Source organism: Janthinobacterium agaricidamnosum NBRC 102515 = DSM 9628 (genome assembly GCF_000723165.1).
Lineage (GTDB): Bacteria > Pseudomonadota > Gammaproteobacteria > Burkholderiales > Burkholderiaceae_D > Janthinobacterium > Janthinobacterium agaricidamnosum.
Genome location: NZ_HG322949.1, coordinates 4,260,290 through 4,273,382 on the forward strand (window position 1 = coordinate 4,260,290; position 13,093 = coordinate 4,273,382).

Here is a 13,093-nt window from a genome sequence, read left to right on the forward strand (position 1 = left end):
CGTTTGACGCTGAACCGATCCGTCGGCGTCCCATCATCAAATGATAAAGTCGGACCGATAGCGTTTGATGGCGCCGGCGTAGGCCGCCGAAGCTCCGGCAGCGATCCTGTATCATCCACGACCAACGCTCCCCATCCAACACACGAGGCAAACAATGAAATTAACCACCTGGAACGTCAACTCCCTGAAAGTGCGCCTGCCGCAAGTGTTGCAATGGCTGGCCGATAATCCGGTCGACATCCTGTGCCTGCAAGAGACCAAGCTGACCGACGATAAATTCCCCGTCGCCGAGATCGAGGCGGCCGGTTATCACGTGGTCTTCAGCGGCCAGAAAACCTATAACGGCGTGGCGATCCTGTCCAGGCTGCCGATCGAGGACGTGGTCAAGAACAATCCGCGCTATGAAGACGTGCAGCAGCGCATCCTGGCCGCCACCATAGCCGGCGTGCGGGTGGTGTGCGCCTATGTGCCGAACGGCCAGAGCGTCGATTCCGACAAATACGAATACAAGCTGGGCTGGCTGGCCGCGCTGCACGACTGGCTGGCCGAGGAAGCCGCGCGGCACCCGCAGCTGGCGGTGGTCGGCGACTACAATATCGCGCCGGACGACCGCGACGTGCACGACCCGGTCGCGTGGGCCGGCCAGGTGCTGGTGTCGGACAAGGAGCGCGCGGCCTTGCAGCGCTTGCTCGACATCGGCCTGCACGACGCGTTCCGCCTGTTCGAGCAAGCGGAAAAATCGTTCAGCTGGTGGGATTACCGCCAGCTCGGCTTCCGCCTGAACAAGGGCTTGCGGATCGACCATATCCTGCTGTCGAAGGCGCTGGCCGAGCGCTGCAGCGCCTGCATCATCGACCGCGTGCCGCGCAAATGGGAACAGCCGTCGGACCACGCGCCGGTAGTCGCCACCATCGATTAATCCCCGGCCGGCGCGCGCAGCAGCAATTGCTCGGCGCTGTCTTGCGGCACCGGCTGCGAAAACAGATAACCCTGGGCGTAGCGGCAGCCGCCCTGGCGCAGCAGCGCGAACTGCTGTTCGGTTTCCACTCCTTCGGCCACGGCCGACAATAACAGGCTGTCGGCCAGCGCGATGATCGCCGCCACGATGGCGCGGTCTTCCGCGCTGTGCTCCAGGTCCTTGATGAAGGCGCGGTCGATCTTGACCTTTTTGACCGGGAAGCGTTTCAGGTAGGACAGGCTGGAATAACCGGTGCCGAAATCGTCGATCGACAGCCGGATGCCCATGCCGTTGATCTGGTCGAGGATTTCCAGCGTATGCGCGCCCTGCTGCATCAGCGCGGTTTCGGTGATTTCAAATTCCAGCAAGGATGGATCGACGCCGGTCTGCTCCAGGATGCGCCGGATCGACTCGACCAGGCCGCCGTGCATGAACTGGCGCGGCGACAGGTTCACCGCCAGCGGCACCGGCACCAGCCCCTGCCTTTTCCAGGCCATGATCTGTTCGCAGGCGCGCCGCATGACCCATTCGCCGATCGGCACGATCAGGCCGTTTTCTTCGATGATCGGAATGAAATTGTCCGGCAAGACCAGGCCGTGGCCCGGGCGGCGCCAGCGCAGCAGCACTTCCATCGCGTGCAGGCTGCGCGTCGCGGTATCGATGATGGGCTGGTAAAACAGTTCGAACTGCTGCTGCGCCAGCGCCACCCGCAGGCAGCTCTCCAGTTCGAAATGACGGGCCGCCGCCTGGTTCATTTTCTGCGTGAAGAACTGGTGGTTGTTGCGGCCGCTGGCCTTGGCGTGGTACATCGCCGCATCGGCGTGGCGCATCAGCGTGGCCACGTCCTCGCCATCGTCGGGATAAACGCAGATGCCGATCGACGGCGTGATGTGCAGCAGGTGCTGCTCGACCGGGAACGCGGCGGCCAGCGCCTCGATGATTTTCTCGGCCACCCGGCCGGCCTCGGCGGCCTTGCGGATGCCCGGCACCAGCACCACGAATTCGTCGCCGCCGAGACGCGCCACGGTGTCGCTGGCGCGTACCGCGCGGCACAGCCGGCCGGCCACTTCCTTCAGCAGGCTGTCGCCGGTCATGTGGCCCAGCGAATCGTTGATGGTCTTGAAACGGTCCAGGTCGATGAACATGACCGCCAGGCGCCGCTCGGCGCGCCGCGCCGCCAGCATGGCCCGGTCCAGCCGGTCGGACAGCAGCGCGCGGTTCGGCAAGCCGGTCAGGCTGTCGTGGTACGCCATGTGGTGCACCCGCGCCTCGGCCTGGCGCCGCTCGACGATCTCGCCTTGCAGCAGGCTGTTGGCGCCGGCCAGTTCGGCGGTGCGTTCCAGCACCCGCACTTCCAGCTCGTCGCGCGCGCGGCGCACCGCATCGGCCGCCTCGCGCCGCGCCGTGACGTCGTCCACCAGCCATACCGAACGGCCGTTGGCTTGCGCCAGGTCGAACGGCCGGCCCGACAGCCGCGCCCAGAAGGTGCCGCCATCCTTGCGCACCAGCTGGTATTCCGACATATGCACCCGCCCGGCGCGAAAGTCGCCGGCCGTTTCCAGCCGCGCCGCATCCCATGCCGCCAGGTCGGGATACAGCAGCCGCACCGACTTGCCGTCGATTTCGCCCGGCCCGTAGCCGAACAATTCCTCCATCTTGGTGTTGCAGCGTAAATTGAAGCCGTTTTCGATCACCGCGATGCCCAGCACCGCGCTGTCGAGGATGGCCTGGTTTTCCAGCAGCGCATTGCGCAGCGATTCCTCGGCGCGCTTTTGCTCGCTGCGGTCTTCGATGATCCAGATCGTGCCCTGCGCGGTATCGGCCGGGTTGACCACGTAGCCGATCAGCTGCGCCCACAGCCTGCTGCCATCCTTGCGCTGCATGTCCACTTCGGTCTGGAATGGCTTGCCGACCGACAGGAAGGGAAACGCCGCCGCGCCCAGCTTTTCATACGATTCCTGCGAGGTGTACAGCGCGCGGCCGGGGATGCCCAGCCCCTCGTCGCCGTGGTAGCCGAACAGGTCGGCGAAACCGTGGTTGTAGCGGGTGATGACGCGGTTCTTGGTGAACAGGATGGCGACCGAGGCATTGGTCATGATGGCCTCGACTTCCATGTGGGTCTGGCGGCTTTCGCTGATGTCTTCCAGGATCCAGATCGAGCCATGCTCGCTATGTTCCTGGTCGACCGCCTTGGCGCGCACGCGGCACCAGAACAGCGTGCCGTCCTTGCGCTTGAAGCGGCATTCGCTTTTTTCGAACGGCTGGCCGCAGCCCAGCAATGGCGCCGCCTCGGCACCGAACGCCTCGTAATCGGATGGCGACGGGAACAGTCCGGCCGCCGGCTGGCCGACCAGCTCCTGCCGGGTATAACCGAACATCTCGGCAAAGCGCGGATTCGAACTGAGCATCAGGCGCGCCTTCGAAAACAGGATGCCGACCGACGCATTGTCGAGGATCGCCTTTTGCTCCAGCAGCAATTGCCGGGTCGCTTCCTCGGCCTCTTTCTGCTCGCTGCGGTCGTCGAAGATCCAGATCGTGTCGCGCGTGCCGCGCTCGGGATTGATCACATAACCGAAGGCGCGGGCCCAGAAGGTGCTGCCGTCCTGGCGCCGCATTTCCATCTCGGCCTGATACGGCTTGCCGCGCACCAGCAGCGGTCGGGCCTGCCTGGCCACCGCGTCATACGCGTCGCGGCTCGGATACAGGCCATGCACCGGACAGCCGATGCCGCTGTCGCCGCTGAAGCCGAAAAACTCGGCGAAGCGCTGGTTGTAGCGCAAGATGCGCTTGCCGCGCTGGAAGCCGATCGCCAGCGGCGCATTGTCCATCACCGCCTGCATTTCCAGCATCGAACGGCGCAGCCGGTCGGCGTCGCGCCGGTGGCTGCTGATGTCTTCCATGATCCACACCGTGCCGTCGCGGGGATTCAACGGGTCGATCGCGCGCCCGTGCAGCCGGCACCACAGCAAGGCGCCATCCTTGCGGCGCAATTGCAGCTCGCCGCGGAACGGCCGCCCCTTGGCCAGCAACGGCCCGGCCTCGCGGCCCAGTTCGGCGTAATCCTGTTCCGAACGGTACACGATCAGGGCGCTCTCGCCTTGCAGTTCATGGCGTGCGTAACCGAGCATTTCAGCGGCGCGGATATTGCACTCCTGGATCATGCCGGCCTTGGAAAACAAGATGCCGACGGCGGCGTTTTCCAGGATCGCCTGCTCTTCCAGCAGCGTCTTGCGCAATGCCTGCTGGTCGCGCTGGTGCACGCTGACGTCGTTGAACATCAGCGTCGCGCCGCCGCCAGCCGGCAACGGCTTGGCCCAGATCTGCACCGCCAGCGTGCCCGCCGCGCCCTGCAGCTGGCTGTCCCACCGGCGTTCGATGCCGTCGTGCGCGGTCGCCTCGCTCAGGCAGGCGCTGCCGGATACGCGGCATGCGGGCGTGAAGCAATCGGCCAGCAAGCGTCCGCACAGGTCGCGCCCCAGCATGCTGGTCAGCGCTGGATTGACGGCGCTCACCAGGCCGCCGCTGTCGCAGGCGCAAGCCGGCAAGCCGATCAATTGCAAGGCGCCGCTTATCAAATCGGCAGAGGTCGAAGCTCGGTTCATGGACACCAGTACAGCAGTTAAGAAAGGCCGCCTGACAGCGTAACGCCCCCAAATCATAAACCAGATTGCGCACTGGTTGACATCATCATTGGCCCGGCAGCGTTTCATCAGCCGTCTCATATTGAAACAATGAAACGGGATCGATTAAAATAAGCCGATGCGCCGCCTCCCTTCCCCGCCCCTGGACAGCAACGACAAGCCTGTCATCTGGACCGTGTCCGTATCGCGCCTGTTCGACCTGTTCCGCGACATCACGCTGGAATACGACCACCTGGCCACCATCGAACCGATCAACCTCGGCTTCGACGACGCGGCGCGCCATATCCGCGAACGCATGGCCACCGAACGCTGCGACGCGGTAATCGCGGCCGGCTCCAACGGCGCCTACCTGAAAGGCCGCCTGTCGGTGCCGTTGGTCATCGCCAAGGCCAGCGGCTTCGACGTGATGCAGGCGCTGGTGCGGGCGCGCCGCGTATCGCCGCGCATCGGCGTCATCACCTACCAGGAAGCGATGCCGGAGCTGCTTGAATTCAGCGCCACCTTCGGTTTCCCGATTGCCCAGCGCACCTACGCCACCGAAGAGGATGCGCGGGCCCAGATCAACGACTTGAAAGCGGCCGGCATCAAGGTCATCGTCGGCGCCGGCCTGATCACCGACCTGGCCGAAGAAGCGGGCCTGACCGGCGTATTCCTGTATTCCGCCGCCTCGATCCGGCGCGCCTTCGACGATGCGCTGGAACTGGCGCGCCTGACCCAGCTCGAATCGAACCGCGGCCGGCGCGTCGCGGTAGCCGACACCTTGCAAGCGAAACACGGCTTGCACGATTTGCGCGGCGTTTCGCCGGCAATGGAAAAACTGCGCCAGTCGGTGGTACTGTATGCCAAGTCTCCCGCCACAGTATTGATCCAGGGCGAAACTGGTTGTGGCAAGGAACTAGTTGCGCAGGCAATTCACCGCGAAAGTCCGCGCAGCCTGGGGCCGAACCGGCCGTTCGTCGCCGTCAATTGCGGCGCCATCGCCGAATCGCTGCTGGAGTCGGAATTGTTCGGCCATGAAGAAGGCGCGTTCACCGGCGCGCGGCGCGGCGGCCACGCCGGCCTGTTCGAGGCGGCCAACGGCGGCACGCTGCTGCTCGACGAGGTCGGCGAAATGCCGCTGGCCTTGCAAACCCGCTTGCTGCGCGTGCTCGAAGAGCGTGAAGTGGTGCGGGTCGGCGGCACCCGCCCGGTGGCCGTCAATGTGCGCATCATCAGCGCCACCCATTGCGACCTGGAACAGCGCGTGCGCGAAGGCCGCTTCCGGGCCGACCTGTTTTACCGGCTGGCGGTGCTGCGCCTGCATGTGCCGCCGCTGCGCGAGCGTCCGGACGACATCATGAGCCTGATGCTGTGGTCGTTGAAAAACGCGCTGGCGGCGCTCGGCGCGCGGCCGCATCCGAACCTGCCCGCAGAACTGGACGCTTGCGCCGCGCTGCTGGCAGGCCACCGCTGGCCCGGCAATGTACGCGAATTGCGCAACCTGGCCGAACGCCTGGCGCTGTTCCTGGCGGCCGAACCGCTGCAGGCGCTGACGCCGAATTTCGTGCTCGGGGCAGCGCCGGAGCTGGCACCGCAATTGACGCCAGAACCTCAGCGCTCCGATGCGCCTCCGGCGCAGGTCTACCTCAATCCGCCGCAGCGACGCGAAAGCGCCACCGAGGTGCTGGCCCGCTTCGGCGGCAAGCGCGATGCCGCCGCCGACTATCTCGGCATCAGCCGCACCACGCTGTGGCGCAAGCTGCGCGCCGAGCAGGCCTGAAGCCTCTCGATACTAATACTTCAGCGCCGGGATCGCCTGCGGCCGGTATTGCGGCACCGGCTGGTCCTTCAGTTTCCTGGTCAGCATGTCGAGCGCCACTTCCAGTTGGCGGTCGGCGCCGTTGAAGGTCGCATGCGGCGGGTTGTCGACTTCGACATCCGGCGCCACCCCGACGCCTTCGATCAGCCATTGGCCGTCGGCGCCGAACTGGCCGCTTTCGGCGACCCGCGCCATGCCGCTGTCGCTCAGCTGGGTGTTATCGCCGAGCCAGACGCCGGCGCCGGCGGTGCGCTTGCCGACCAGCGGTCCCAGTCCCAGCGCCTTGATGCCGGCGGCGAAAGTCTCGCCATCCGAATACGTCAGTTCGTCGACCAGCACCACCAGGTGGCCGCGGAAGGTGTTCTGCATGTTCGACGATGGCTGCAAGCCGGGAGCGGACCAGAAGGCCCACGCCTTGCGCAACAGTTTTTCGATGATCCAGCTATCGATATTGCCGCCGTTATTGCGGCGCACATCGATGATCAGGCCGTCGCGGTTGATGTTGGCGTAAAAGTCGCGCGCAAACGCGGCGATGTCGGACGCGCCCATGGCCCGCAAGTGCAGGTAGCCGATGCGCCCCTGCGACACTTGCGCCACCTGCGCGGCGCGGCTTTGTTCCCAGTCGCTGTAGCGCAGCGCATTATGCCTGGCCATATTCACCGGCAGCACGATCATCGCGCGCGGCGCCTGCTTGCCGCGCCGGACTTGCAGCAGCACCTGCTTGTCGGCCTGGTTCAGCAGCAGGTCGGCGATATCGCGCGCCTCCAGCACCGACTTGCCGTTGACGGCGGTGATCAGGTCGCCTTCCCTGACATCGACGTCGGCGCGCGCCAGCGGCGAACGTTCCAGCGGCAACTCCGCTTCGCTGCGGTAAATCCGCTCGACCACATAACCTTCGGGGGTGCGCGCCAGCACCGCGCCGAGGCCGGCCGGCGTGCCTTCCTGCGCCGGCCGGCGCAATTCGCCGGGCCGGATTTGCGAATGCAGCGCGCCGACTTCGCTGACCATCATGCCCAGCACATCGTTCAATTCGGCGCGGTCGGTGACCCGTTCGACCAGCGGCGCATATTTGTCGCGCACGCCGTTCCAGTTCACGCCGCGCATCTTGACGTCGTACAGGAAGTCGCGGTGGAAGCGCCACGCATCGTTGAACATCTGGCGCCATTCGAGCCGCGGATTCGACACAAAACTCCAGTCGTCGACCTTGACCTTGGCCTTGCTGACATCGGCCGGCGCCTTCGGCCCCGCGTCGACCACCAGCATGTCCCCGGGCGCGCCGGCGGCGAAGGTGCGGTAATACACATGCTTTTTATTTTGCGCCAGATCGTATTCGCGCACGTTCGCGGCAAACACTTCCGGCAACGGGCCATTGCCGGCGATCGCCAGCGTTTTCAGGGTGGCCTTGCCTTCGGTGCCGTCCTGCTCCAGGAAGTACAGGCGCTTGTCATCCATCGTCAAGCCGCTGTAGTTGCCGGAGGCCAGCGGTACTTCATACAAGCGCTGCGCCAGGCCGGCATACACCACGGCCGGCAATCGCGGCACGGTTTTATCGACGGGCTGAGCTGCTGCCTTCGCGACGGCTTTCTCGACCACTTTCTCGGCGGCTTTTTCCGCCACTTTTTCATCCGCCGTTTCCGGCGGCTTGATACCCGGCTTGCTCAATTCATCGTCGGGCTTGAACGGGAAGCGGTTACCGGGCTGCAAGGCCAACGCAAACACTCCGACCCGCTTGTCGAACACCGGCCCCATATTGCGGTCGCCCCACGGCGAACCGTTGGCCAGTTTAAAATTGCGTGCCGACAGGAAGTACAGCCAGCGGCCGTCCGGCGAAAATACCGGCGAACTGGACGTGTAGCGGTCGCTGGTGACAAAATCGAGCTGCTTCGACTGCAAGTTATACAAGCCGATCTGTTCGCGCTGTTCATTGCTGGCCACCCGCACCACGGCCAGGTTCTTGCTGTCCGGCGACCACAACACTTCTTCATGCTTGTCGACGCCCGCCTTGCCGGCGTCGTCGATGATCACATTGGTCCTGGCCACCAGGTCGAACAGCCAGAAACGGCCGCGCTTGTCGGTATGGGCCAGCCAGCGGCCATCCGGCGACGGGTACAGTTTCCAGCGGAAGTTATTGCCGTCACGCGTCAATTGCTCGCCATGGCCGGAACCGTCGGCGGCGAATTTCCAGATTTCGTTTTCGCCGCTGGTATCGACGATCGCATACACCGATTTTTCATCCTGGCTGAACACCGCGTCGCGCGCCCGCGCGCCTTCCGGCACGGCGATTTCGACACGGCGCGCGCTGCCGGTGCCGGCGATGCTGACCCGGCCGCGCGCGGTCAGGATGATGCGCTCATCCTTGCCCGACAATTGCACATTGGTCAGGTTATCCAGCGGCGAGCGGATCTGGCGCGCGCGCTGCTGGTCGAAATCGGAGACCAGGCTGATTTTCAGCGCCTGGTCGTTTTCAGTCGCCAGGTCCAGCACGTGCAAGTCGGCGCCGATCTGGAACACGATCTTGCCATCGCCCAGCGCGGCGTTGCGCACGTCCCAATCCTTGTAGGCCGTCAATGAACGGCGGCCGCTGCCATCCGGATTCATCACCCACAGATTGTCGGCGCCCTTGCGGTCGCTGATGAAATACACTTGCCCCTGCCACCACATCGGCCGCTTGTCGTTGCCCTTATCATTGCCGCGCAACAGTTCGGCTTCGCCCTTGCCATCCAGTTCATAGCGCCATAATTGCGCATGCGCGCCGCCCCGGTAATGCTTGACGTTATCGTTGGTCAGCGCCAGGCCGAAGCGCGTGAAATACAGCGTCTTGCCGCTGTCATCGAGCACCGCGTCATTCGCGTCGGCCACCGGGAACACGCGCCTGATCATGCTGGCCGGATCGATCGCGGCAACGATGCGGTAACCGGACGGGCCGCCGCTGCCTTGCGTACTGAATAGCACTTCGCCCTGCGCGGTCCAGCCCAGCACGATGGCGCTACCGTTCTCAAACGATAGTCGCCGCGGCAAACCGCCGGCCAGCGGCATCACATACACTTCCTGCGCGCCCTCATACGACGCCGAAAAAGCGACCCAGCGGCCGTCGCGCGAAATCGCGGCATTGGTTTCGGCGGCCGGGTGCGTCGTCAGCCGCTGCGCCGCGCCGCCCTGTGCGCCGGTACGCCACAAATCGCCCTCGGCGGTGAACACCACGCTATCGCCGCGAATCGCGGGAAAACGGAAATAAGCGTCGGCGGCATGGGCCTGGCTGGCCCAGCCGGACCACAGGCCGGCGGACAGCAGGGAAAAAGCGAGTATCGAGAGTTTCATGGCTTGGGGGCAGAAGAGCTGCGCAAATTAGCTTTACGCCGGGAAACTAATTCTGGCACAGCTTGTCGCTGCCAAACCAAGCTTTTTTATCACGATTGTCGTATTTTGATGCTTTTTTTGAACTATCGATTTGCTAGCAATAGTAAATACGCCATAAACCGGGCGTAAAAAAACCCGCGCCGCTGAATGCGGGCGGGTTTTCTGGAGAAAACAGCTTTACTCGACTTCGACGGTTTCTGGCGGGCTGGTCGGTGGAGTCGCATCCGATTCCGGGAATTCCAGCTTGACCTGGTCTTTGTCGTCCAGGTCGACGGTGATGCGGCCACCGCTGACCAGGCGGCCAAACAGCAATTCGTCGGCCAGCGCCTTGCGTATCATGTCCTGGATCAGGCGCGACATCGGACGCGCGCCCATCAGAGGATCGAACCCTTTCTTGCCGAGGAATTTACGCAATTTCTCGGTGAAGACCGCCTCGACCTTTTTCTCATGCAACTGCTCTTCCAGCTGCATCAGGAACTTGTCGACCACTCGCAAGATGATCTCTTCATCCAGCGCGCGGAAGCTGATCGTCGCATCGATACGGTTGCGGAACTCCGGCGTAAACATGCGCTTGATATCGGCCATCTCGTCGCCGGCCTGCTTCGAATTGGTGAAGCCGATCGACGCTTTTTGCAAGCTTTCCGCTCCCGCATTGGTGGTCATGATGATGATCACGTTGCGGAAATCCGCCTTGCGGCCATTGTTGTCGGTCAGCGTGCCATGGTCCATCACCTGCAGCAGGATGTTGAAAATGTCCGGATGGGCTTTTTCAATTTCATCGAGCAGCAATACCGCATGCGGTTTCTTGGTGATCGCCTCGGTCAGCAAGCCGCCCTGGTCGAAGCCGACATAACCCGGCGGCGCGCCGATCAAGCGGCTGACCGCGTGGCGCTCCATGTATTCCGACATGTCGAAACGGATCAGCTCGATACCGAGGATGAACGCCAGTTGTTTCGCCACTTCGGTCTTGCCGACGCCGGTAGGACCGGAAAACAGGAAGGAGCCGATCGGCTTGTCGGTCTTGCCGAGGCCGGCGCGCGCCATCTTGATCGCCGACGCCAGCGCTTCGATCGCCGGATCCTGGCCGAACACCACGTTGCGCAAGTCGCGGTCGATGGTTTGCAGCTTGCTGCGGTCGTCCTGGTTGACGGTTTGCGGCGGAATCCGCGCGATCTTGGCGATGATGTCTTCGATCTCGCTCTTGCCGATGGTCTTTTTCTGCTTGGACTTCGGCAAGATGCGCTGCGCCGCGCCCGCTTCGTCGATGACGTCGATGGCCTTGTCCGGCAAATGACGGTCGTTGATGAAGCGTGCCGCCAGTTCGGCCGCGGTCGACAGCGCCGACGCCGAATACTTGACGCCATGATGCTCTTCGAAACGCGATTTCAAGCCGCGCAGGATTTGCACGGTTTGCTCGACGGTCGGTTCGTTGACATCCACTTTCTGGAAGCGGCGGCTCAAGGCGTGGTCTTTTTCAAACACGCCGCGGAACTCGGTGTAGGTGGTGGCGCCGATGCACTTCAACTGGCCGTTCGACAGCGCCGGTTTCAGCAGATTGGATGCATCGAGCGTCCCGCCCGACGCCGAGCCGGCGCCGATGATGGTATGGATTTCATCGATGAACAGGATGCCGTTCGGGTTGTCCTTCAATTGCTTCAGGACCGCCTTCAAACGCTGCTCGAAGTCGCCGCGGTATTTGGTGCCGGCCAGCAAAGCGCCCATGTCGAGCGAATACACGACGGCGTTTTGCAGGATTTCCGGCACGTCGCCCTGCGTCACGCGCCAGGCCAGGCCCTCCGCGATGGCGGTCTTGCCGACCCCGGCTTCGCCGACCAGCAGCGGATTGTTCTTGCGGCGACGGCACAGGATCTGGATCACGCGGTCGACTTCGTCTTCGCGGCCGATCAAGGGATCGATCTTGCCTTCCGCCGCGGCCTTGTTCAGGTTTTGCGTGAACTGGTCGAGCGGGCTTTCCTTTTGCTGGCCTTCGGCCGGCGCTTCTTCCACGCCTTCCGACGCCTTGACGCTGTCGGCTTGCTGGTCCTTGCGCACGCCGTGCGAGATGAAGTTGACCACGTCGAGACGGGTCACGCCTTGCTGATGCAGATAATAGACGGCATGCGAATCCTTCTCGCCGAAGATCGCCACCAGCACATTGGCGCCGGTCACTTCCTTCTTGCCGTTCGAAGCAGATTGCACGTGCATGATGGCACGTTGGATCACGCGCTGAAAGCCGAGCGTCGGCTGCGTATCGACTTCGCCCGTGCCTGGCACGGTCGGAGTGTTATCGCCGATAAAATTGGTCAAGGTTTTGCGTAAGTCGTCGAGATTGACCGCGCAGGCACGCAGCACCTCGGCCGCCGAAGGATTATCCAGCAGCGCAAGCAGTAAATGCTCGACCGTGATGAATTCGTGCCGTGCCTGCCGTGCTTCGACAAACGCCATATGCAAACTAACTTCTAATTCCTGCGCAATCATACTTCCTCCATCACACATTGCAGGGGATGTCCCGCCTTGCGTGCATGCGTTAAAACAAACTCCACTTTGGTACACGCTATATCTTTAGAGAACACGCCGCACACTCCTTTGCCGTAGCGGTGAACACTGAGCATGATTTGCGTCGCAGTTTCACGGTCTTTATTAAAATACTCTTGAATCACGGCGACTACGAATTCCATCGGTGTATAGTCATCATTCAACAAGGCCACCTGGTACAAGGGCGGCGGCTTCAGCGTCTGCCGCTCCAGCAGGGTTTCGGTGTCGTGCTTGGTTGCCATACGCTTATTCTAATGCTTTCAGGGTGGATGTCATGCGCTAATATCAGCGCTCTTCCAATTGTTTTCAATCTTACGCGCTTTCTGAATAATTCGCAGATGGCGACCCTCTCGCCAAAATCAAGAGTTGCTTTTTGAACGCATGTGAAGAATTTGGCAATATCAACGGAAAAGCGCTTGACTTCGTAATTTATTCCGCCAACAATGCGGTATCGACTGTTGCAGTAATGTACAGCTTGATAAGAAGTGAGACGTCGAGGAGGGGGCAAGAAGCTTCTTGCTTTTATGGCTCGTGTGATTAGTATTAATTTTGAAAGTTCTTTTTATGGCAACAGGTACAGTTAAGTGGTTCAATGATTCCAAAGGTTTTGGCTTCATCACTCCAGATGATGGCGGCGAAGATTTGTTTGCTCATTTCTCCGCAATCAACATGAACGGTTTCAAGACCCTCAAAGAAGGTCAAAAAGTTCAGTTCGAAGTCACGCAAGGCCCTAAAGGCAAGCAAGCTTCCAACATCCAGGCTGGTTAATTTACCCGCCCCGGACGTGAAAAACCCCGCCCCGGC

The 13,093-nt window shown here is 62.5% G+C and carries 7 protein-coding genes; 3 read left to right on the plus strand and 4 right to left on the minus strand.

The window, feature by feature from the left end; genetic code table 11:
• The first annotated feature begins 154 nt into the window (after positions 1-154).
• Positions 155-919 (plus strand): exodeoxyribonuclease III, encoded by a 765-nt coding sequence (xth, locus tag GJA_RS18290; protein WP_038495019.1) that lies wholly within the window; start codon positions 155-157, stop codon positions 917-919.
• On the opposite strand, the gene GJA_RS18295 is transcribed toward xth, so the two are convergent.
• Entirely contained in the window at positions 916-4,560 is a 3,645-nt protein-coding gene (locus GJA_RS18295) for a sensor domain-containing protein (RefSeq protein ID WP_038495021.1), read from the minus strand. The two genes, xth and GJA_RS18295, sit on opposite strands and share 4 nt — an antisense overlap.
• 157 nt (positions 4,561-4,717) lie before the next feature.
• Here GJA_RS18295 and prpR point away from each other — a divergent pair, with 157 nt between their 5' ends.
• Entirely contained in the window at positions 4,718-6,358 is a 1,641-nt protein-coding gene (gene prpR / locus GJA_RS18300) for a propionate catabolism operon regulatory protein PrpR (protein WP_038495024.1), read from the plus strand.
• A 12-nt stretch (positions 6,359-6,370) separates the two neighbouring features.
• Here prpR and GJA_RS18305 read toward each other — a convergent pair whose 3' ends face one another.
• The 3 genes from GJA_RS18305 to clpS form a co-directional block, all read right to left on the minus strand.
• The gene (locus tag GJA_RS18305) at positions 6,371-9,715 is read right to left on the minus strand and encodes a S41 family peptidase (protein WP_038495027.1); all 3,345 of its coding nucleotides are present in this window, start codon (positions 9,713-9,715) and stop codon (positions 6,371-6,373) included.
• 216 nt (positions 9,716-9,931) lie between these two features.
• Positions 9,932-12,232, minus strand: coding sequence for an ATP-dependent Clp protease ATP-binding subunit ClpA (clpA, locus tag GJA_RS18310; RefSeq protein WP_038495030.1), 2,301 nt, complete (start codon positions 12,230-12,232; stop codon positions 9,932-9,934).
• On the minus strand, positions 12,229-12,531 hold the full coding sequence (clpS, locus tag GJA_RS18315) for an ATP-dependent Clp protease adapter ClpS (RefSeq protein WP_017876854.1): 303 nt from the start codon (positions 12,529-12,531) through the stop codon (positions 12,229-12,231). Before clpS ends, clpA begins: the two co-directional genes overlap by 4 nt.
• Positions 12,532-12,853: 322 nt before the next feature.
• Between clpS and cspE the strand changes: the two genes are divergently transcribed.
• Complete coding sequence (gene cspE, locus GJA_RS18320; RefSeq protein ID WP_038495037.1) at positions 12,854-13,057, plus strand: transcription antiterminator/RNA stability regulator CspE; 204 nt, start codon at positions 12,854-12,856, stop codon at positions 13,055-13,057.
• The last annotated feature ends 36 nt before the right edge of the window (positions 13,058-13,093 follow it).

Excerpts from the sequence above, each read along its gene's own strand:
- xth (WP_038495019.1), top strand. The coding sequence starts at position 155 with ATGAAATTAACCACCTGGAACGTCAACTCCCTGAAAGTGCGCCTGCCG.
- GJA_RS18295 (WP_038495021.1), bottom strand. The coding sequence starts at position 4,560 with ATGAACCGAGCTTCGACCTCTGCCGATTTGATAAGCGGCGCCTTGCAA.
- prpR (WP_038495024.1), top strand. The coding sequence starts at position 4,718 with ATGCGCCGCCTCCCTTCCCCGCCCCTGGACAGCAACGACAAGCCTGTC.
- GJA_RS18305 (WP_038495027.1), bottom strand. The coding sequence starts at position 9,715 with ATGAAACTCTCGATACTCGCTTTTTCCCTGCTGTCCGCCGGCCTGTGG.
- clpA (WP_038495030.1), bottom strand. The coding sequence starts at position 12,232 with ATGATTGCGCAGGAATTAGAAGTTAGTTTGCATATGGCGTTTGTCGAA.
- clpS (WP_017876854.1), bottom strand. The coding sequence starts at position 12,531 with ATGGCAACCAAGCACGACACCGAAACCCTGCTGGAGCGGCAGACGCTG.
- cspE (WP_038495037.1), top strand. The coding sequence starts at position 12,854 with ATGGCAACAGGTACAGTTAAGTGGTTCAATGATTCCAAAGGTTTTGGC.